We start from the raw sequence: 20,379 nt of genomic DNA, 5'->3' as shown, positions 1-20,379 counted from the left end.
CGGTCCGCGCTCAGACCGTGCGCCAGTCGTGGCTCTCGATCGCCGCGCCCGCCTGGGGTCCCATCTGCAGCATCCCGCCGTCGATCACGACGGAGGCGCCGGAGATGTAGGCGGCCTCGGGCGAGGCGAGGAACGCGATCAGGGCGGCGACCTCGCGGGCGTCGCCGGGGCGTCCGAGCGGGATGCCGGGGCGGTCCTCGGTGTGCGGGTCGGTGTCGGTCTGCCCGGTCATCGGGGTCGCGATCTCACCCGGAGCGACGCTCACGGCGCTGATCCCATACCGGCCGAGCTCCAGTGCGAGGTTCTTCATGAGTCCGCCGAGGCCATGCTTGGCGGTGTCATACGCGCTCGCCCCCACCATCGGCTGGTGCTCGTGCACGCTGGTCACGGAGATCAGCCGCCCACCGCGCCCCGCGGTGACCATCGACCGGGCCGCCCGCTGCAGGCAGACGAAGGCTCCGGTGAGATCGGTGTCGAGCACCCGGTTCCACTCGTCGAGCGTGACGTCGAGGAACGGGGTCTGGAGTCCGGCCCCCGCGTTGTTGACGAACACGTCGACGCCGCCGAGCTCTGCGATCAGCCCGTCGATCACGTCGCCGCACGCGGGGATGTCGGAGACGTCGAGCTGTGTCACCACCGCGCGGGCGCCGTGGCTGCGCACCTCGTCCGCAGTCTCCTGGGCGCCGGCCTCGTCGCGGTGCCAGGTGATGCCGACGTCGATACCCGCTGCGGCGAGGGCGACGGCGGTGGCACGTCCGATCCCGGAGTCGGCACCGGTCACGATCGCGCGGCGGGCCTCGGCCTCGAGCCGCGCCTGCGGCTCTCCAGCCTCCGCCATCGGGGTCGGGGTCTTGTCGTTGTGCTGAGATTCGGACATGTCGGCCTCCTGCTCGGGCGTCATCGGTGCGAGCGACGGTACGGCGGCGGCGCGGCGCGGTCGAACCGGTTGACGGTGAGCGACGGCGACGCTAGCCGTCTCCGTCATCCGGCGACTCATGGTGTTATCCCAGGCAACGGTTCTGGCGGGGATGATCACGGCCGGGTAACGTCATCCCCATCGCGGCGATCCGGGCGGTCCCGGGCCCCGGCTCATATCCGGAGGCGTTGCGGGTTCGACTCCCGCCGTCGCGTCCACTCGGTCCCCTGCGCGGCCGCTCATCCCGGATGATGGAGGCATGCCTTCCGCCCGGACGGGGGTCCATGGCGCGCCACCGGCGATGGAGCCTGCTCTGCGCTACTGTGCTCACCATGAGCATCCCTGCTTTCGCATCGACCGGAATGCTCCCACTAGGCCGGCATAGCTGCGACCTATCCGAGTTCGAGGCAGTCTTCGTGACCGCGAGTCGGTTTCGCGGGTCAAGTTCGAGGGTAGAGCTCTTCGCGGACTTCCTCTCCGCGGTTCAGTTTCTCCGCGAGGAGTTCAGTGATGAACTGGTCGAGTGCGTGTGGATCGGTGGCGGATTCACGACAGCGAAGATCGATCCGACAGACATCGACGTCACGTTCATCCTCAACTGGAGTGCATACGACAGCCTGTCGAACTCGAAGCGGGGAAAGCTCAGCAAGCTGTTGCGAGCTGGCGGCTTCAAGAGGCTTGCCTTGTCGGTGGACGGGTTCATGATGGTTCGGGAGCGGGTCGCGCAGCCGTGGGCAGGGGCTGGACTCGGTTCCGACGGGGCAGACTACTTTCCTCTCAGGGGCGCGTGGGACGATTGGTGGAGCAGAGACCGCGCGCACACCACGTCAGATTCTCCGCCAGTGATCGAAGATGCAGATCCGGTTCGAGGGTATGTGGAGGTGATGATCTGATGGTCGAGACCAATCCGTCTCGTACTTCGGGTGATCTCTCGCGACTTCTCGACGAGATCGATGACGATGTTGCTGACACCATGTTCGGCGTCAATCATCTTTCCGCAGTACGTTTACTCGAGGATCATGGCAACAAGTTCCATATGGTGAGCGCCCGGTTCACAGGTGAGCTTCCCGGCCTACACGAGATCGGTGTGCGCGAGGCCACGACAGTCCTGGGGGAGCTCCAAGAGATCATCTCGGAGGTTGGCGCGGTCCTTCGGGACGAGTCTCCTAGGCGAGGGCCATTGCCCGCGGAGGTCCTTCAGGCCACTGAACTGCGGTTCGCCCCTCGAGTTCTTCCAGGCTCAGTGATTTTCACGCTGCACCCAGCACACGACGAGCCACTTTTCAGTGCTGGTACCTCGACCCTGGACATCGCGTTGGACAGCATCTTTGGCTTGTTTGACAAGGTCGAGCGGCCAGTATCGACCGGAACGAATGGTCCGGCCGACGTTGCGGAAGCCCTTCGAGAATACGGGCCCCGCACAGCGCGGCATCTTGTGAAGTTCGCCGCTGCGCTTGACCAGAGCGGCTTGAACATCGATGTTGGCGTGATGGCGAGTGGACGGATGTCGCGTGCGGCGAGGATCTCTCGCGCTGGCGCCCGCTTTCTTGGGGGCCTTGCTGAAGATGCGACGAGCAGAACAAACGAGATCCACTTGGTCGGACGGGTGCACAACCTAGGCACGGACAACAAGCATCGATTCGACGACGAGGAGCGCGGTCGTATCACAATGACGGCAGATGCCGAGGTGACTGCGGTACTACTCAATTCCTTCGCTGAGTCTCGAGTGCGGGTGAGGGCGAGTGAGACAGAGTCGGTGAAGGTTGCGACCGGCGCTACGTCATACCGCTACCACGCCACAAGCGCCGAGCTGTTGGACGGCTAGGGTCGTTGACGTTCCGCAACTAGTGATCGAAAGTGATTCCGGATGCGGTGATGTTGTGACCGCGCGTGAGGCCGATTGTGTCCCATCTTGCGGGTTCGACTCCCGCCGTCGCGTCCACTCGGTCCCGTGCTCTGCCGCTCATCCCGGATGATGGAGGCATGCCTTCCGCCCCTCGCCCCGGACTCCGGGTCTCCGCGGGTCTGACGATCCCGGAGGCCGAGCTGTCCTGGCGGTTCTCCCGATCGTCGGGGCCCGGCGGACAGGGCGTGAACACCACGGACTCCCGGGTCGAGCTCGTGTGGGACGCGGCGCACTCGGGGGCCCTGTCGCTGACGCAGCGCGAGCGGATCCTGGAGCGGCTCCGCGGACGACTGGTCGACGGCGTGCTGACGATCGCCGCGTCCGAGCACCGCGCGCAGCTGCGCAATCGGGAAGCGGCCAGGGAACGGCTCGCCGCGCTCGTCGCGGAGGCGATACGTCCGCCGGCGCCGGCCCGACGGGCGACGAAGCCGAGTCGGGGATCGAAGGAGCGGCGGCTGACGGCGAAGCACCGCCGCACCGACGTCAAGAGCCTGCGGCGGCGCCCCCGCGAGGACTGACGTCCGGACCCGTGTGTGCGCTCCGCGAGCCGGTGAGCTGCTCCTCGATCGGGGCCCAGCCGTGTTCGAGGAGCGCGGAGCCGGCGTCGAGTACCGCCTGCTGGTCGTCGCTCTCGGTGACGAGGATCTGCATCTGCAGGACGAACCGCGCGTACACCCGGACCTCGGGGGTGGGGGTCGGGATGCCGAGCTCGTCGGCGATGGCCGCGGCGAGCGCATCCTCATGGCGCAGCCACATCTTCGACGCGTAGTCGCGAAGCGCCGGCGTCTCGTTGAGGAAGCGCAGGAAGACGCGGGCCACGTCGTCGCCGTGCTCGTCGAGGTTGGCGCCGACCTCGGCCGCGTAGAAGTCGTGGATGGCCCGATTGATCGTCACGCCGGTCGGCCGGTCGCGCACCGCCGCGACGAGGCGATCGCGCTGCTCGTCGTCCTCGTCGAAGACGAGCGCCTCCTTCTGCGGAAAGTGGGCGAACACGGTGGTGGGGGAGACGTCGGCGGCGTCGGCGACCTCGCGGATGCTCACGTTGTCGAACCCGCGCTCCAGGAACATCCGGGTGGCCACGTCGGAGATGTTCTTGCGGGTCGCGGCCTTCTTGCGCTCGCGGCGGCCCGGGGGCGAGGGCGTCGTCATGCGGCCACCTTATCGCGCATCGGAATCGAAACTGTATTGACACTAAAACTGGTATCGCTACACTTTCGGTATGACTTCACCTCATCTCCCCGTTCGTGGCGCCGGCCGCGCCTGGGTCATGCTCGTCGTCCTGACGATGCTCACGGTCATCGGCATGACCGTCGTCCTCCCTGTCCTGCCGTTCGTCGTGCTGCAGTACGTCGCGCATGAACACGACCTCGCCCTCTGGGTCGGCGTGCTGGAAGCGGTCAACGGGCTGTGCGCCTTCCTCGCCGCACCGCTCCTCGGGCGGCTTTCCGACCGGTTCGGACGACGACCCGTCATCATCGTCGCGGCGTTCGGTGCGGCCTTCTCGATGGCGCTGTTCGGCGTGGGCGGAGCGATCTGGGTGCTCGTGCTCGCCCGTGTCATCCAGGGGCTGACGGCCGGAGACCTTCCCGCCCTGTTCGCCTATCTGGCTGACATCACGCCGCCCGAGAAGCGCGCGCAGCGCTTCGGCCTCCTCGGCGCGCTGACCGGCATCGGCACCATGATCGGACCCGCCATCGGCGGTTTGCTCGCCGCGATCGATCTGCGCCTGCCCGTGTTCCTCACCGCGACGGTCGGCCTCACGATCGCGGTCCTCAGCATCTTCCTGTTGCCGGAGAGCCTGCGGCCGGAGAACCGCATCGCCCGGATCGCACTCCGCGACGTCCAGCCGTTCGGCGTGTTCCGTACCGCGTTCGGTCGGCCCGAGCTCCGCGGACTGATGATCGCGTTCGCACTGCTCGCCCTGCCGTTCGGCTTCTTCGTGAACAACTTCAGCGTGCTCGCCCTCGACGCCATCCAGTGGGGGCCGACGCAGATCGGCCTGCTCACGGCGGGGGTCGGCATCATCGACATCCTCATCCAGGGTGTGCTGCTCGGCATCCTGCTGCCGCGGATGGGGGAGCGCGGCGTGATCGTCAGCGCCATCACCGCGCAGGCGATCGGTCTCGCCGGTCTCGCGGTCGTGGCCTCGCTGCTCGCCCAGCCGTGGCTCTTCATCGTCGGCGCGCTCCTGCTCGCCGCCGGTCAGGGCGCGGCGCAGGCTGCGATGGACGGCGCGATGTCCAACGCCGTCGGCGACGACGAGCAGGGCTGGCTCGGAGGGGCCACGCAGTCCCTCAACGCCGCGATCGGCACGATCGCCCCGTTGGTCGCGGCGGCCCTCTACACCGCGGTCAGCCATGCCGCGCCGTACTGGCTCGGCGTCGGGATCATGGTGGCCGCCGCGCTCGTCGTCGCGCGGGCGCACATCGCGAACACCGCGAAGCGTGAGCCGCAGGCGCAGGAGGCCGGCGAGGTGGCCGAAGCGCGGGTCTGAGCACAAGGAGCCGGTGCAGCGTCGAGGGTCCGCGGGGGTCAGCGCTCCCCGCGGACGAGCTCCACCCCCGCCCCGGCGAACTGCCGCAGCGTGGCATCGGGGAGGAAGGCCCGGGTGAGGGCTCCGCCGATACGGGTGAGGTCGCTCTCGTCGCGGAAGAGGAGGTAGAGGGTCTCGTAGCGGGGGTGGAACTTCTCCTTGAAACGGTGCAGCGAGCGGAAGCCGTAGACGGGCTCGAGCGCGTCGGCCAGGCGCTCGCTCAGCGCGGCGATCACGCCCGCGTCGGGCGGGTAGTCGTGCGCGAGCGGAGCGCCGGAGAGCGACATGATCTCGGCGCCCTCCTCCGAGAACTGCTGGGCGGAGGCGCCGATCAGGTACTCCATCACCGGTCCGAAGCCGCCCTCGCGGCGTCGCATGAGGTCGAGGGTCCAGCCGCGCACCACCCCGCCCTCCCCGTACACGGGCAGCCAGGAGAGGAAGCCGTCGACGTCGCCGTTCGGAGCGATCGCGAGGGCGAGTCGCACCTCGGGGTCCTCCGCCTCCTCCAGAGTTCCCAGCGTGAACCGCATCTCCGGAAGGTCCTTGTCGCCGACCCACGCCTCAGAGATCGCGCGGAGCTGCTGCCGCAATCCCCAGGTCTCCGCGGTGAGGTGGGTGAGTCGGAAGGTCATCTGCTCCCGCCCCGCCCGGTTGAGGGAGGTGCGCACCGGTTGCCACCGCTTGCCGGTGAAGGTGAGACCAGGGAGGTCGACGATCGTGTCGTCCGCCACCACGAGGCTGCGCCAGGTCTCCGGGACCGCCTCCCTCGTGGCCTCGTCCGCGCTGAAGAAGCACGGCACGAGTCCGGCATCCTCGGCCGTGCGGATGAAGTCGCGCACCGCCGCCGCACGGGACTCCGCCGGCCCGATCGGGTCGGCGAGGGCCAGGGCGACGCCGTTGCGACGCTGATAGGCCACGATCCCGCCGTCCACGCGGGCGTAGCCGTTGCCCTCCCACGTCGTCATCCAGGACAGGGTGCCCCCGCCGTGCGCCCGCAGTTCGCGGCGGAGCTCGTCCGTCGTCGGGGCGGGCTGCCGGCCGAGTCCGGTCGAGCGGCGAGCGCGGAAGGCCCGGCGCACCGCGATGAGGTAGACGAGCACGAGCGCCCAGAGCACGCCCGTGGCGAGGGTGAGCTCGGTCTCGGCGTCGATCACCATCTCGAGCTGCGCTTCGCTCGTGAGGATGATGAGGACCAGCACGAGGGTGGCGGCCAGCACGTTGAGAGGTCCGAGGATGACGGCCACCATCCAGGCCCAGCGGCGACCGCGCCGCAGGCCGTTCGCGATGAACAGGATCACCGCGACATCGATCGCCGTGTCGATGAAGCCGCCGGACGCCGGTTCCGTCGGGCCGAACGGACCGTCGGTCGGCACGAGGACCGTGATGATCTCGATGGCCACGAGCGTGAGCACCGCCATCACGGCGATCAGCCGCTGCTCCCGGACGGTCGTGCGCCGCACGCGCAGGCTCCGGTCGACGAAGAGGATGAGCAGCACCGCGAACAGATGCTCCAGGTCGGCGAGCTTTCCCCAGAACATCATCGCGACGAAGACGAATCCGAGGACCACCAGCCACGCGCGCACCCGCCAGGGCGGACGGAACAGCCCGACGGCGGCGGCGATGCACGCCATGGTGCCGCCGGACGCCCCGACGTCGAGGGCCTGCGCCTGGGTCTGCGCCCACGCCCACGGCAGCTGCGACACCAGCAACAGGAACAGAGCGGTGGCGAAGATGGCGAAGAGCTGCCCGACCGCGAAGTAGGCGAGGGCGACCCGGGTGCCGCGGCGGTGCTCAAGGTAGCCCATACCCCAGAACCCGGCGATGGTGAAGAGGTACACCCAGGGCTGGTTGACGAAGAACGTCCCCGTGACCGGCGTCCACCACTTGCCCTCGGCCAGGCTCGGCAGCCCGTAGGCGACGGCGGGGAAGAGGGCCGAGTCCTCGAACGGCCGCCACAGCCCCTGCCAGATCACGCCGGTGAGCAGCACGAGACCGATCATCGTCAGCGTCGCCGGCGTGGTCCGCAGGGCCCCGAACAGGAGGCGGGCCGACGAGGGGCGCTCCGAGGTCATGCGCTCAGCGTAGAGGTGGGGCCGCCGCACGGCGACCCCACCGACCGGATCACTCGGCGACGGCCTTCGCGATCGCGTCCTCCAGGTCGTTCCACTCGACGAGCTCGACCTTCTCGCCGTCGACGAAGAAGGTCGGGGTGCTGCTCACGCCCAGCCGCTCGCCGTCGCGCTTGTCCTGCTGCACACGGGCGAGGGTCGCCGGATCGGCGACGGCGGCATCGTACGCGGCCATGTCGAGCCCGAGCTCCTCGGCGAACGCGCGGAACACCTCGGGCGTCTCCGCCGACTGCTCGCCCCACTGGGCCTGCGTCTCGAACAGGCGGTGGAACATGTCCTCGTAGCGGTCCTGCTGCGCGGCGGCCTCGGCGGCGAGAGCGGCCTGCGTCGAGTTCACGTGTCCGGGCAGGGGGAAGTACCGGGTCACGTAGCGGATGTCGCCCTCGTACGTGGCGCGCAGCTCCTCCACGATCGGGTAGAACGCGCCGCACGCCTCGCACTCGAAGTCGAGGAACTCGACGACCGTGATGGCGTCGGGGCCGCCCTCGTCGAGCACGTGGGAGTCGGTGCGGACGGTGGGCAGCTTCTCGCCGGCCTCGGGGTCGGGCTGCGCGGGCTGCTGGCTGAGGGCATAGACGATGCCGACGACGAGCAGCACGACGGCGACGGCGACGGCGATCAGGGTCGCCTTGACGGGGGTTTTCATGGGGTCTCCAAACACGGGTGATACGACGAGGGGTGCCGCGGAGGCGGCCGGAGCCGACGTCGGATCAGGTGCGGGAGATGGAGAGCTGGATGAGCGAGACCGCGGGCAGGAACGGGCGGGGGCCGGCGCGGAGGGGAGCGGTCACCCGGGGCAGGAGGCCGCGGAGACGGATCCCGCTGCGAGTGCGCAGATGACGGAAGAGGAGGACGAGGGCGACGCAGCAGAGGGCGGCCATCGCGCACGCCGCCGCGGCGGCCGGATCCGCCGGTGCGACCTCGGCGACCTGTCCCGCCGCCGAGGTGTCGACCGGCTGCGAGACGCCCGGGGCGAGGCACAGAGTCGCGTGCGCATCCGCCGTCCCGTGCGAGGCCGACCACGCGCCGACGACGAGCAGGAGCGCGAGGCCGACGGCGATGACGATCCGGCTCTGCAGGACCCGCTCGGCGCGCGCTCGCGGCGTCGGGACGGGGGCGAGGGGCGGCATGTCCCGCGCAGTCTAGCAACGGACGCTTTGCCCGCCCCGGGCCCGTCCGACCCCGACATGCCTACACTGGAGGGGTGGCGAGACTACTGATCGTCGGCGGCTTCCTTGCCGCCGTGTTCTGGGTGTACAGCATCGTCGACTGTGCCGTGCAGCCGGCGACGCGGCACCGGGGCGTGCCCAAGGCCGCCTGGGTCGCCATCGTCGTCCTCATCCCCGTCATCGGCGGGATCCTCTGGTTCGTCATCGGCCGTCGCCGGGCGAACGACCAGGGCGTGCCGCGCACCGTCGCTCCCGACGACGACCCCGCGTTCCTGCGCAGCATCAGCAAGGCGGAGCAGGACGCCCGCATCCGTCGTCTCGAGGAGGAGCTCGCGCGGCTCGACGAGGAGACCGACGAGCCGCCCGCCGCGGATCCGCGCCCGTGACGTCGTCGCCGGCGATGGAGGCCGCGGCCTCCCTGTTCGCCGACCTCGTGGCTCAGGGCGTCCGTGATGTCGTGCTGTCTCCCGGCTCGCGGTCACAGGCTCTCGCGCTCGCCGCGGCGGCCTTCGCCGACGAGGGCGCGCTGCGCGTGCACGTGCGGATCGACGAGCGGGTCGCCGGGTTCACCGCCCTGGGCATCGCACGGGAGACCCGGGTCCCCGTCGCGCTCGTGTGCACCAGCGGCACGGCTGTCGCGAACCTCCTCCCGGCCACGATGGAGGCCTTCCACTCCGGGGTGCCGCTGCTGCTGCTCACCGCCGATCGGCCTCCCGAGCTGCGGGGAGTCGGTGCGAATCAGGCGACCATCCAGGAGGGTCTGTTCCACCCCTGGGTCCGGGCGCAGATCGACGCGCCCGTTCCCGGAGACGGCGAGTGGGACGGCCTCGCCGCGCGCGTGGTCGCCCTCGCGCTCGGGGCGGCGGAACCCGAGTCCGGGCTTCCCGGCGTCGCCGGCCCGGTGCACCTGAACCTGCCGTCCCGGGAACCGCTGTCGGGCGCGATGCCGACACGGACGCTGACGCCGGGGGAGGCGCCGCGCCTGCCGGAGCCGGAGGCGTTCGCGCTGGAGCGCGGGCCGCGAACAGTGGTCCTCGCGGGCGCCGATGCGGGTGCCGCGGCGGAGGAGATCGCCCATGCCGGCGGGTGGCCGCTCATCGCGGAGATCGTCAGCGGGGCGCGCTTCGGACGCCAGGTGGTGCACGGGTATCGCCGGCTGCTGTCCCGCGACGACCTCGGCGGACGCATCGAACGGGTGGTCGTGCTCGGACACCCGACGCTCAGCCGCGAGGCCGCACGGCTGCTGTCCCGCGCGGACGTGGAGGTGATCGCGGTCCGCAGGGGCGGCGAGGAGCTGAATCTGAATCACCGCACGCGCGCCGTCGCGGCCGTCACGGTCGCCCAGGGGGAGACCGACCGGGAGTGGCTCGGCGCGTGGATGCGGGCCGCCGCCGATGAGGCCGTGGATCTCAGCGAGAACGCCCCGGACACCGAGGGGCTCTCCTCCACCGACTTCGCCGCCCGTCGTGACGCCGTGCGCGCGGAACTCGACGCGGTGCGACGCCCGCTCGACCGGGAGCGCCTCGTGGATGCGGTGTGGCGGGCCACCTGGCCGCATGACCGTCTGGTCTTCGGATCGTCGCGCCTCGTCCGCGTCGCCGACGAGGTGCTCGGCGGCAAGAAGGTCCCCGTGCACGCCAACCGCGGACTCGCCGGGATCGACGGCACGATCGCCACCGCCACGGGTATCGCCGTCGCCAGTCAGGCCGCCGGGGCCCCCGGCGTGACCCGCGTGTTGCTCGGCGACCTCGCGTTCCTCCACGACGTCGGTGCGCTGCTGTTCCCGAGCGACGAGACGGAGCCGCGCCTCCAGGTCATCGTCGGCAACGACGGCGGCGGCACGATCTTCGACGGCCTGGAGGTGGCGGGCACCGCGCCGGCCGCGCACCTCGATCGCGTGTTCTACACCCCGCACGGGGTGCGCCTGGAGCACCTCGCGCTCGCCTACGGCTGGGAGTATCAGCGGGTCACCACGCGGACCGCTCTCGACCAGGCGCTGACGACGCCGCGCGGCGGTCGCCAGATCATCGAGGTGCCGCTGCCGCGGTGACTGGCATCATGTGCGTATGAACGCGCACACCTGGACGCAGAACCTGCGGGTGCGGCCCGGCTTCCGCCTCGCCGAGGTCGACCCCGACAGCAAGCCCGGCTATGACCACGGCAAGTCCCGCGGCACGGCCGACCTCGACGCTGGTCTCGAGCGCCTGAACGACCTGCAGGAACGGCTGTTCGCCGAGAGCCGGGTGGGCACGGCGCAGGACGCGGTGCTGCTCGTCCTGCAGGCGATGGACTCCGCAGGCAAGGGCGGCATCGTCCGGCACGTGGTCGGGGGCGTCGATCCGCAGGGCGTCGCGCTCGCCGCGTTCAAGGCGCCGACGGCGGAGGAGCGGCAGCACGACTTCCTGTGGCGCGTCGAGAAGAGACTGCCGTGGCCCGGGTTCATCGGGGTGTTCGACCGCTCGCACTACGAGGACGTGCTCATCGGACGAGTACGGCAGCTCGCCGACGCCGCCGAGATCGAGCGGCGCTACGACGCGATCAACGCGTTCGAGGAGCGCGCCGCGGCCTCCGGCGTCCGCATCGTCAAGGTCATGCTGCACATCTCCCCGGAGGAGCAGAAGGCGCGGCTGATGGAGCGCCTGGAGCGCCCGGACAAGCACTGGAAGTACAACCCGGGCGACGTCGACGAGCGGATGCTGTGGCCGCAGTACATGGAGGCGTACCAGACCGTCTTCGATCGCACGTCCACCGAGGCTGCGCCCTGGTACGTCGTGCCGGCGAACGCGAAGTGGTACGCGCGGCTGGCCGTGCAGGAGCTGCTGCTCGCAGCCCTCGAGGACATCGATCCGCAGTGGCCGGTCGCCGACTTCGACGTCGAGGCCGAGAAGAAGCGCCTCGCCGCGAGCTGACCGCGGCGGACGTCAGGCCAGCGCGTCGACGAGCGGGCGGAACTTCACGCGTGTCTCGAGGAGCTCGCTCTCCGGATCCGATCCGGAGACGATCCCGGCCCCGGCGTAGGCCGTGACCGCGATCGCGTCGTCCGTCGTCGTGAACTGCGCGCACCGCAGGGCGATGGCCCACTCGCCGTTGCCGTCCGCGTCGACCCAGCCGACCGGTCCGGCGTAGCGCCCGCGGTCGAACGGTTCGAGCTCCCGGATGGCGGCGATGGCCGTCGGTGTCGGGGTGCCGGCGACGGCTGCGGTCGGATGGAGTGCGCGCACGAGGTCGAGGGCGGAACGACCGTCCTCCAGCTCGCCCTCCACATCGGTCGCGAGGTGGAAGAGGTTGGGCAGCTTGAGGAGGAAGGGCTGCTCGCTCGCCGCGAGGGCCCTGGTGTACGGGCGGAGGGATGCGAGCACGCTCTGCACGGCGTACTGGTGCTCGTCGAGGTCCTTGGTGCTGGAGGCGAGGTGCGCGGACGCGGCGGTGTCGGCGTCGGCGTCGGCCCCGCGTCCGATCGTCCCGGCGAGCACGCGCGCGGTCACCGTCCGGTCCTGCACCGTGACGAGGGTCTCCGGGCTCGCGCCGATGAGTCCGTCCACGGCGAAGACCCAGGTGTCCGGGTACCCGGTCGCGAGCGCGCGGACGAGCCGCCGCAGGTCGGAGCCCGCGGGGATGGTGCCCTGGAGGTCGCGGGCGAGGACGACCTTGCTGAGCTCGCCGTCCGCGATGCGGTCCAGCGCGCCCCGCACGGCGTCCTGGTAGCCCTGGGGGCTCTGCGCTCCGGGGCCCACGGTCCCCGCCCAGTGCGGTCCGTACTCCGCGGGCTCGACGGCACCCGGCGCACGCTCGTCGTCGGACCGGCGGATGCGGGTCTCCCAGAAGCGGTCGCCATGGCGGCCGAGGATCCGCGACGGGATGACGAGCACGCTGTCGGCGCGCGAGTCCTCGTCGAAGGTGAAGGCCCCGAACGCGACGAGTCCGGTTCCGGGGAGTCGCAGCGGGTCGGAGACCGCGGCCGCCGCCGCGAGACCCTGCCAGAGCGTCGCGAGGGTCTCGGCGCGGGTGCGCCCCTCCTCGGCCGACGGGCGGAGCTCGGCGAACGGCTCACCCACGGCCACGATCCCGTCGCCGCGGCGGAACCAGGCGAGCGGGCGGGCGGGGTCCGCGAAGGAGAGGAGGTCTTCGACCGGATCGATCTCTCGGGTCTCCACGACCAGGGGGGTGTGCTGCACGACTCCAGCCTATTCCGCGGACGTAGGGTGGGCGGATGAGCGATGCGCGTCCCGCAGCCGGTGCCGAGATGATCTTCCAGTGGCGCAAGTGGGACGGGTCGCCGCACTGGCGCCACGAGTGCGTGTACCTCGGTGCCGACCGGTGGGGCGACTGGGTGGGGCAGCCCGCCGGCTGGCACAGCGCCCGCCCGGGAGCCGAGTTCCACGCCGCCACGCCGAACGTCACCCTCGTCCCGCCGAGCGCCGACTTCGCGCTCACCGTCAATCGCCGCCACCCCCGGGGGATGCGCGTCTACATCGACCTCGGGTGGGACGTGCGGTGGGCGGACGACCCGCTGCTCGCGACCGGGATCGACATGGACCTCGACGTCGTCCGCGTGGAGGGGGAGCGCGGCACCTGGGTGGACGACCGCGACGAATGGGCGGAGCACAGCGCCCGTTACGGCTACCCGGCCACCGTCATGCGGCATCTGGAGGAGCTGGCGCTCGACCTCGAGACGCGGGTCAGGGAACGCACGGCGCCGTTCGACGACGCCACGGCCGATCCCTGGCTGGACCGACTCGAAGCGCTGGACCTCGCGCCTAGACTGGACGCGTGACCGCGAACGACAAGAACCGCGCCGATCTCGGCAAGGACCCCGCCCGCGTCAGCGGCATGTTCGACCAGGTCGCCGCCGGGTACGACCGCACGAACACCGCGATGACGTTCGGCAACGACGCGCTCTGGCGGGCCGCGACCACCCGCGCCGTCGCCCCGAAGCCGGGGGAGCGCATCCTCGACCTCGGCGCGGGCACGGCGTCCTCCTCCGCCTCCCTCGCCCGCAGCGGCGCGCAGGTCGTCGCAGCGGACTTCTCGCCCGGCATGCTCGCCGAGGGCCAGCGCCGCCACGGAGCGATGCGCAACCTCTCGTTCGTGCAGGCGGATGCCACCGCCCTGCCGTTCGCGGACGACGAGTTCGACGCGGTGACGATGTCGTACGCCCTGCGCAACGTGAACGACCCGAAGAAAGCGCTGCGCGAGCTCTACCGGGTGACCAAGCCGGGCGGCCGCCTCGTCATCAACGAGTTCTCCACCCCTCCGGGCAAGCTCTTCCGCGGGGCCTACCGGTTCTACAACGCGCAGGTGCTCCCGCGCGTGGCCCGGGTCGCCGGAACGAACGGCGACGCCTACGACTATCTGAACGAGTCGATCCGCGACTGGCCCGACCAGAAGCGGCTGTCCGCATGGATCAGGGAGGCCGGCTGGCAGGACGTCGCCTACCGCAACCTCACCTTCGGCATCGTGGCCCTGCACCGGGCGCGCAAGCCCGCGTGAGCACGGCGCGAACGGCGGCACCCGACGCAGGTAGGCTGGGAGCGTGACTTCGAGCCCCAGCGCCCCGGGTTCGCGACTCGCGAGCCGTCTCGGCTTCAGCGATCGCGTCTTCGTCGGTCCCGCCGCGCGTCGCATCGCCCGCACCATCGAGGACGGACTGGAGCTGGTCGAGACCGGGCTCGCGGACGACGTGCGTGTCGCCGACCCCCTCGCCGACGCCGCCAGCCGCTATCTGTACGAGGCCGGCGGCAAGCGCATCCGCCCCGTACTCACGCTGCTCGCGGCGCAGCTCGGCGACGGCAACACCCGAGAGGTGATCGACGTCGCGAAGGCGCTGGAGATCACGCACCTCGGCTCGCTCTACCACGACGACGTCATGGACGGCGCCGACCGCCGCCGCGGTGTCCCCGCCGCGCAGACGGTGTGGGGCAACAACATCGCCATCCTCACCGGCGACATCCTCTTCTCGCGCGCCAGCCAGCTCATGTCACGGCTCGGCGAGCGGGCCATCCGGCTCCAGGCCGACACGTTCGAACGCCTGGTCCTCGGGCAGATGCACGAGACCCTCGGTCCGCAGCCGGAGGACGACCCGATCGCGTTCTACATCCAGGTGCTCGCGGACAAGACCGGTTCGCTGATCGCCGCGGCCACCCAGGGCGGCGTGATCTTCTCGAACGCCCCCGCGGAGTACGAGGAGCCGCTGCGCGTCTACGGCGAGAAGATCGGCGTCGCCTTCCAGCTCCTCGACGACGTGATCGACCTGTCGGCCAAGCCCGAGGAGACGGGCAAGGTCCCGGGCACCGACCTGCGCGCGGGTGTCCCGACCATGCCGTACCTCCTGCTCAAGGCGGAGGACGACGACGCCGCGGCCGACCTCGCCGCCCGCATCGACGACGGCGTGGCCCTCATCGCCGACGGCGCCGACCCGGCGATCCTCGACGGACCGCTGGACGAACTCCGCGACCACGCCGTCACCCAGAAGACCCTCGAGCTCGCCCACGCGTGGACGCAGGAGGCGATCGACGCCCTCACCGCACTTCCGCGCGGCACCGTGCGCGAAGCGCTCACCCGATTCGCCGAGACCCTCGCCGAGCGCTCCAGCTGACACCGTGCACGGGCCCCGGGCCCGGGTGTCTGCCGCGACGGCACACGAAAGGACCTCTATGACCAAGCTGAGACTGGCCATCGTCGGCGCAGGCCCCGCGGGCATCTACGCCGCGGACATCCTGCTGAAGGCCGAGCGCAAGTTCGACGTGTCCATCGACCTGTTCGAGCAGCTTCCGGCCCCGTACGGGCTCGTCCGGTACGGCGTCGCCCCCGACCACCCCCGCATCAAGGGCATCATCACCGCCCTGCGCGACGTGCTCGACCGTGGCGACATCCGCCTCTTCGGCAACGTCCGCTTCGGCGAGGACATCACGCTCGACGACCTCAAGAAGCACTACAACGCGGTCATCTTCGCCACCGGGGCGATCCGTGACACGTCGCTGGACATCCCCGGCATCGACGCGGTGGGCTCCTACGGCGCCGCCGACTACGTGAGCTGGTTCGACGGCCACCCCGACGTGCCGCGGGAATGGCCGCTGGACGCCGCCTCGGTGGCGGTCCTCGGCAACGGCAACGTCGCTCTCGACGTCTCCCGCATGCTCGCGAAGCATGCGGAGGACCTTCTCGTCACCGAGGTCCCCGAGAACGTGTACGAGGGACTCAAGGCGAGCGCCGTCACGGACGTGCACGTATTCGGCCGCCGCGGCCCGGCCCAGGTGAAGTTCACGCCGCTGGAGCTCCGCGAGCTGGGGGAGCTGCGCGACGTCGACATGGTCGTCTACGACGAGGACTTCGACTACGACGAGGCCTCGAAGGACGCGGTCGCGAGCAACAAGCAGGTCATGGTCATCGACCGCATCCTGCAGTCGTGGCGCAAGCGCGACTCCGTCAACAACGCCGGCGGCACCGCCTCGCGCCGCCTGCACCTGCACTTCTGGGCGCGCCCGGTCGAGGTGCGCACCGACGAGAACGGCCGTGTCGCCGCTCTCGTATACGAGCGCACCCAGCCGGACGGTCAGGGTGGCGCGGTCGGCACCGGAGAGCTGCGTGAGGTGCCCGTACAGGCGCTGTATCGCGCGATCGGCTACTTCGGCTCGCCGCTGCCCGGGGTCCCCTTCGACAAGAAGCACGGCGTCATCCCGAACCACGAGGGCCAGGTGCTCGCGAAGGACTCCAACGACCGTGTCCCCGGCGTGTACGCCACGGGGTGGATCAAGCGCGGCCCGGTCGGGCTCATCGGCCACACGAAGTCCGATGCCATGGAGACCGTCCGTCACCTCATCAACGACCAGGGCTCGTGGTGGCACCCGGAGGACCCGTCCGAGGAGGCCATCCCGGCACTGCTCGCCGAGCGCGGCGTCGCCTGGACCGATCTGGACGGCTGGCACCGCCTCGACGAGCACGAGATCAGCCTCGGCGCCCCGCAGGAGCGTGCACGTGTGAAGGTCGTCCCGCGCGACGAGATGGTGCGCGTCTCCCGCGGCGAGTGAGTCGTCTCGGCGCCGGGGCGTGCTCCCGGCGCCGGGTCCCGCAGCCCTAGGCTGAGGCCATGCGACCTCGTGCACTCCTGGCCCTCGGCGCCGTGGCCGTGCTCCTGCTGCCCGGCTGTGCGCCCGAACCCGAGGTGAAGCCCACCGGCACTCCGACGGCCGCCGCCACGGTCGCGCCCACTCCCGCGTCGGCGCAAGCGCCCACTCCGGCCTTCGATGTGGACTGCGCCGATGTCGCCGAAGCGATGTCGGGCTCCACCGGCGAGGTCGAGGGTGAGGTGGCGGAGGCGCTGGGTGTGTGGTCGTCACCGAGCTGGTACCCCGGTCCCGCGCAGCACATGTTCCAGCGGGCGGGCGGCATCGCCTGCTCGGCGGGGACGGCGGAGCGCAACTGGGAGGTCACGATCCTCCCCGGGGCCGAGGAGACGATCACGGGCGCGGAGTCCCGCGGCGGGTACTACGGTGAGGAGTCCCGCTGCGAGAGCGGCGGATACTGCTTCTTCCAGCTGGTCGACGGCGACGTCCTGGTCTCGGCGACCGTCGTGGATCCGGAGAAGCGGCCTGACGATACCGCGACGCTCGAGGAGGCCCTGCGCGGACTCGGCGCCGCAGCCGTGGCGTCGCTGCGTGAGGTGGATGTGCTGGAGAGTGCGGTCGAGGGTGTGGACTGCACGCGGTTCCTCACCGCGACGGAGCTCGCAGAGCAGGTCGACGCCGAGGTGCACGTGATCGACGCGTTCGGCGGATGGTCCATCCCGGCCGAGGTCTACCAGGAGCGCAACGGTGCGCGGATCTGCTACTACGCCTCCGGGGACGACGAGTACGCGGCCCAGGGGTACATCATGCTCACCACGCTGCCCGGTGGCGCGTGGGCGTTCGACGAGCTCGAGGACGGGGAGGAGATCGCGATCGAGGGCGTGGATGCCGCCCGCACCGGCGTCGACGAACTCCGCCGTCCGGTGCTCGATCTTCGCGTGGGTGCGGACTGGCTGCGTCTCACGACGTTCGACGGGTCGGGGATCGACGACCTCGCGCCGATCGCGGCCACCATCGCGGACGACTTCGCCGTCGCCCGTCCGGGCGGCGAGTGACGCCGTGGGCTAGCCTGGGCGCGAGGGGGAGGACGCATGGCCGAGTGGGTTCCGGATGTTCTCGGCGATGAGTTCGCCCAGCTCACCCTCGACCTCGGCAGCGACGAGCAGGGTCCGGTGGTCGCCACCCTCGTGCGGGCTCTGACGGCTCCGGTTCCGTGGTGGGAGCGCGCCCGGCGCCGTCGCCCGTTGCTCGAGGGCGTGGACGTGCTCTACATCCACGGGTGGTCGGACTACTTCTTCCAGAAGCGGTTGGCCCGATTCTGGACGGCTCGCGGTGCCCGCTTCTTCGCCCTCGACCTGCGCAAGTACGGGCGCAGCCTGCGCGAGGGCCAGACCCCGGGCTACATCACCGACCTGTCCACCTACGACGAGGACATCGCCGCGGCCCTGGACGCGATGGGGCACGGCGAGGACGGCGAGGAGAGCGGGCGACGCCTGATCCTGTTCGGACACTCGACCGGCGGCCTGACGCTGAGCCTGTGGGCGGCCCGGCATCCCGGCGCGGCCGATGCCCTCATCCTGAACAGTCCCTGGCTCGAGTTCCAGTTCGCCCCCGTGCGCGCCGCGATCGCCCCGATGGTCGAGTTCCAGGCACGGATCCGGCCGCTCGACGTCGCGCCGCAGGTCGACCTCGGCTACTACACCCGGGCGCAGCAGGAGGTGGCCGACCCCGACGACCCGATGGAGGTCAACACCGCCTGGCGTCCCGTGCAGACGATGGCCGTGTACGCCGGGTGGCTCAACGCGATCCTCACCGGGCACAAGGCCGTCGCCGCGGGTCTCGACATCGCGGCGCCGGTCTGCGTCCTGCTGTCGAAGCGGTTCGTGCCGCCGACCCGGTGGTCGGAGGAGCTGACCTCCGCCGACTCCGTGCTCGTCGTCGACGACATCGCCCGCGCGGCCCTGCGGCTGGGTTCCACGGTGACCGTCGAACGGATCGACGGCGCCCTGCACGACGTGTTCCTGTCCCGACATGAAGCCCGGGAGGACGCGTACCGCCGCTTGCACCGCTGGGTCGTCGGCTGGCGCGCCGTTCAGACGTAGTACATCGCGCGTGCGAGGCGCTCCGCCTCATCGCCGTCGCCGGAGCGCACCGCGTCGGCGAACCCCGCATAGACCTGTCGCATCCGCTCGCGATCGCCGGGACGCACGACCCACCCGCGCAGGTTCCGGGTCACGGCGACGGCGACATCGTCGATGAGCATCCGGTGCTGGCGGTTTCCGCTGTGGTCGGCGAGGTAGGCGAAGACGGCCCACCGCGCCCGCGCCGTCGACGCCCCGTCGGTGAGCGAGTCCTGCATCCGTGCGATGAGATCCTGCACGCGCTCCCGTTGGATGGCGCTCAGTCTCGGCACCGCCATCCGCGCCGTGATGCCGCCCTGGTAGCCGGCGAACTCCAGCGATTCGGCCACCACCTGCGGCGTGACCATCGTCACCTCCGTGTACCGGCTCGGGTACATCGTCACCAGTCCCAGTCGCTCCAAGCGCTGGAGCGCTTCGCGAACCGGCGTCCGCGAGACGTGGAGCTCGTCCGCCACGTCGACGTCCCGGATCCGGTCGCCTTCGGCGAACTCTCCCTCCGTGATGAGCCGCCCGATGTGGTGGAACACCTCATCCGCCAGCAGCTGCTTGTTCTCTCCGATGCTCTTCGACTCGATCTGCCCCATGGCCCAGCCCCCGGTCGTTCTTGGTCTGCGACCGGCGTCCACTCCCGGGCGGTGAGGGAGCGACGGTCGCAGGATTGCCGTCATGCCTCCACGGGGGGCCGATCCGCGTGGGGGCGCGCAGCGGGCGGGGAGGCTTGTCATGAACCCGGGACCGGTCGGCGTGCGACGTCGGCAGACCCCAGGCCGACGCGAGCTTCGGGGGCCCGCGCCGCTCCCTCCCCTGAGCCGGCGTGGCATCCTCGAAGCGCATCCACCGCGGCGATCGGGCGTCGGACGGGGATGGCGTCGGAGTCGTGACGAATCACGACCGCTTCCAGTCTCGACGAAGAACACCGATATCTCGGTATGCGTTGACCGGGGAAAAGAAAGGGCCCGGGATGACTCCCGAGCCCTCGCCTCCGACGCGAATGGCGTCAGCGGTAGTTGATGAACAGTGCCGGATTGGTTGGTGATCGTTGCTGGCTAGCGTGTCCACTGGGATTCCGCGGGATTTGGCGTTGGCAGTGGCTGGCCGATGTTGGTCAGATCGGCGGGTTTTGCGGACTCCGTGCGGACTGAATCGCATTATTCATGAAAGCCGTCAACGCCTGAACGAACCTCGTGGCTGGCTCCATGCGTCCGGCCTCGGTGCGGACAGCGGCACGATCCCTAACGGGTGGTCAGTCCCGAAGCGTTCTGAGAGCGATGCCGAGAGCATGATGTCCTGCGCTGTGATCCCGATGAACGATGCGACCTGCTCTAGCTCCGCTGTCGTGAAGGGGTATGCGCCGGACATGCGCCCGTAGATAGTCGGCTTGCTGAGACCCAGCACCGCGACGAGATCGATGGGCTTCTTGTTCGCTCGAGCTAGTTCTGCTCTGACGGCGCCCGCCACCGCCTCGTCGAAATTCATGGCCTGCACGATACTGCCACCGAACCGGGTCTGCATGTACCGACGT

At 70.4% G+C, this 20,379-nt stretch carries 21 protein-coding genes and 1 tRNA gene; 14 read left to right on the top strand and 8 right to left on the bottom strand.

Going from position 1 to position 20,379, the window contains the following annotated elements; genetic code table 11:
• Positions 1-10: 10 nt before the first annotated feature.
• Complete coding sequence (locus KZC57_RS06915) at positions 11-838, bottom strand: SDR family oxidoreductase (RefSeq protein WP_247641612.1); 828 nt, start codon at positions 836-838, stop codon at positions 11-13.
• A gap of 220 nt (positions 839-1,058) precedes the next feature.
• Between KZC57_RS06915 and KZC57_RS06910 the strand changes: the two genes are divergently transcribed.
• The 4 genes from KZC57_RS06910 (at position 1,059) to arfB (ending at position 3,340) form a co-directional block, all read left to right on the top strand.
• Positions 1,059-1,134 (top strand) — tRNA-Met (locus KZC57_RS06910).
• Between the two features lie 114 nt (positions 1,135-1,248).
• Positions 1,249-1,809 carry a hypothetical protein gene (locus KZC57_RS06905; RefSeq protein WP_247641337.1) on the top strand — a complete coding sequence of 187 codons (561 nt, stop codon included), beginning with the start codon at positions 1,249-1,251 and terminating at the stop codon, positions 1,807-1,809.
• Positions 1,809-2,741, top strand: a complete 933-nt coding sequence (locus KZC57_RS06900; RefSeq protein WP_247641336.1) for a hypothetical protein — start codon at positions 1,809-1,811, stop codon at positions 2,739-2,741. Before KZC57_RS06905 ends, KZC57_RS06900 begins: the two co-directional genes overlap by 1 nt.
• A gap of 158 nt (positions 2,742-2,899) precedes the next feature.
• Entirely contained in the window at positions 2,900-3,340 is a 441-nt protein-coding gene (arfB, locus tag KZC57_RS06895) for an alternative ribosome rescue aminoacyl-tRNA hydrolase ArfB (protein ID WP_247641335.1), read from the top strand.
• Here the strand turns inward: arfB and KZC57_RS06890 are convergent.
• Complete coding sequence (locus KZC57_RS06890) at positions 3,306-3,971, bottom strand: TetR/AcrR family transcriptional regulator (RefSeq protein WP_247641334.1); 666 nt, start codon at positions 3,969-3,971, stop codon at positions 3,306-3,308. The genes arfB and KZC57_RS06890 overlap by 35 nt on opposite strands.
• 70 nt (positions 3,972-4,041) lie before the next feature.
• Between KZC57_RS06890 and KZC57_RS06885 the strand changes: the two genes are divergently transcribed.
• A complete protein-coding gene (locus KZC57_RS06885; protein ID WP_247641333.1) occupies positions 4,042-5,316 on the top strand; it encodes an MFS transporter in 1,275 nt (424 codons plus the stop codon).
• Between the two features lie 38 nt (positions 5,317-5,354).
• On the opposite strand, the gene KZC57_RS06880 is transcribed toward KZC57_RS06885, so the two are convergent.
• The 3 genes from KZC57_RS06880 to KZC57_RS06870 all read right to left on the bottom strand — a co-directional run bounded on the left by KZC57_RS06880 (position 5,355) and on the right by KZC57_RS06870 (position 8,614).
• Positions 5,355-7,427, bottom strand: coding sequence for a bifunctional lysylphosphatidylglycerol flippase/synthetase MprF (locus KZC57_RS06880; protein WP_247641332.1), 2,073 nt, complete (start codon positions 7,425-7,427; stop codon positions 5,355-5,357).
• Between the two features lie 49 nt (positions 7,428-7,476).
• Complete coding sequence (locus KZC57_RS06875; protein WP_247641331.1) at positions 7,477-8,130, bottom strand: thioredoxin domain-containing protein; 654 nt, start codon at positions 8,128-8,130, stop codon at positions 7,477-7,479.
• A 64-nt stretch (positions 8,131-8,194) separates the two neighbouring features.
• Entirely contained in the window at positions 8,195-8,614 is a 420-nt protein-coding gene (locus tag KZC57_RS06870) for a hypothetical protein (RefSeq protein WP_247641330.1), read from the bottom strand.
• Positions 8,615-8,688: 74 nt separating this feature from the next.
• Here KZC57_RS06870 and KZC57_RS06865 point away from each other — a divergent pair, with 74 nt between their 5' ends.
• Genes KZC57_RS06865 through KZC57_RS06855 form a run of 3 tightly spaced genes read left to right on the top strand, consistent with a single transcriptional unit; the run spans position 8,689 to position 11,562 of the window.
• A complete protein-coding gene (locus tag KZC57_RS06865) occupies positions 8,689-9,039 on the top strand; it encodes a PLD nuclease N-terminal domain-containing protein (RefSeq protein ID WP_025102432.1) in 351 nt (116 codons plus the stop codon).
• A 14-nt stretch (positions 9,040-9,053) separates the two neighbouring features.
• Positions 9,054-10,703, top strand: coding sequence for a 2-succinyl-5-enolpyruvyl-6-hydroxy-3-cyclohexene-1-carboxylic-acid synthase (gene menD, locus KZC57_RS06860; RefSeq protein WP_247641611.1), 1,650 nt, complete (start codon positions 9,054-9,056; stop codon positions 10,701-10,703).
• Positions 10,704-10,719: 16 nt separating this feature from the next.
• On the top strand, positions 10,720-11,562 hold the full coding sequence (locus KZC57_RS06855) for a polyphosphate kinase 2 family protein (protein ID WP_247641329.1): 843 nt from the start codon (positions 10,720-10,722) through the stop codon (positions 11,560-11,562).
• A gap of 12 nt (positions 11,563-11,574) precedes the next feature.
• On the opposite strand, the gene KZC57_RS06850 is transcribed toward KZC57_RS06855, so the two are convergent.
• Positions 11,575-12,828 (bottom strand): chorismate-binding protein, encoded by a 1,254-nt coding sequence (locus KZC57_RS06850; protein ID WP_247641328.1) that lies wholly within the window; start codon positions 12,826-12,828, stop codon positions 11,575-11,577.
• Between the two features lie 35 nt (positions 12,829-12,863).
• Here KZC57_RS06850 and KZC57_RS06845 point away from each other — a divergent pair, with 35 nt between their 5' ends.
• The 6 genes from KZC57_RS06845 to KZC57_RS06820 are packed head-to-tail and all read left to right on the top strand — an operon-like array spanning position 12,864 to position 18,818.
• Positions 12,864-13,427, top strand: a complete 564-nt coding sequence (locus tag KZC57_RS06845; protein WP_025102428.1) for a DUF402 domain-containing protein — start codon at positions 12,864-12,866, stop codon at positions 13,425-13,427.
• Positions 13,424-14,143 carry a class I SAM-dependent methyltransferase gene (locus tag KZC57_RS06840; protein ID WP_025102427.1) on the top strand — a complete coding sequence of 240 codons (720 nt, stop codon included), beginning with the start codon at positions 13,424-13,426 and terminating at the stop codon, positions 14,141-14,143. The genes KZC57_RS06845 and KZC57_RS06840 overlap by 4 nt, the downstream gene beginning before the upstream one ends.
• A 43-nt stretch (positions 14,144-14,186) precedes the next feature.
• Complete coding sequence (locus KZC57_RS06835) at positions 14,187-15,248, top strand: polyprenyl synthetase family protein (protein WP_247641327.1); 1,062 nt, start codon at positions 14,187-14,189, stop codon at positions 15,246-15,248.
• Positions 15,249-15,306: 58 nt separating this feature from the next.
• Positions 15,307-16,680, top strand: coding sequence for an FAD-dependent oxidoreductase (locus tag KZC57_RS06830; protein ID WP_025102425.1), 1,374 nt, complete (start codon positions 15,307-15,309; stop codon positions 16,678-16,680).
• A 59-nt stretch (positions 16,681-16,739) separates the two neighbouring features.
• Entirely contained in the window at positions 16,740-17,771 is a 1,032-nt protein-coding gene (locus tag KZC57_RS06825) for a hypothetical protein (RefSeq protein WP_247641326.1), read from the top strand.
• Positions 17,772-17,807: 36 nt separating this feature from the next.
• Positions 17,808-18,818, top strand: coding sequence for an alpha/beta hydrolase (locus KZC57_RS06820; RefSeq protein ID WP_247641325.1), 1,011 nt, complete (start codon positions 17,808-17,810; stop codon positions 18,816-18,818).
• On the opposite strand, the gene KZC57_RS06815 is transcribed toward KZC57_RS06820, so the two are convergent.
• On the bottom strand, positions 18,809-19,441 hold the full coding sequence (locus KZC57_RS06815) for a GntR family transcriptional regulator (protein WP_247641324.1): 633 nt from the start codon (positions 19,439-19,441) through the stop codon (positions 18,809-18,811). The genes KZC57_RS06820 and KZC57_RS06815 overlap by 10 nt on opposite strands.
• Positions 19,442-20,021: 580 nt before the next feature.
• On the bottom strand, positions 20,022-20,369 hold the full coding sequence (locus KZC57_RS06810; protein ID WP_247641323.1) for a helix-turn-helix domain-containing protein: 348 nt from the start codon (positions 20,367-20,369) through the stop codon (positions 20,022-20,024).
• Positions 20,370-20,379: the final 10 nt, after the last annotated feature.

The organism is Microbacterium sp. KSW4-4 (assembly GCF_023091185.1).
In the GTDB taxonomy this organism is placed as follows: Bacteria; Actinomycetota; Actinomycetes; order Actinomycetales; family Microbacteriaceae; genus Microbacterium; species Microbacterium paraoxydans.
This window is presented reverse-complemented; position numbering and strand designations above follow the sequence as displayed.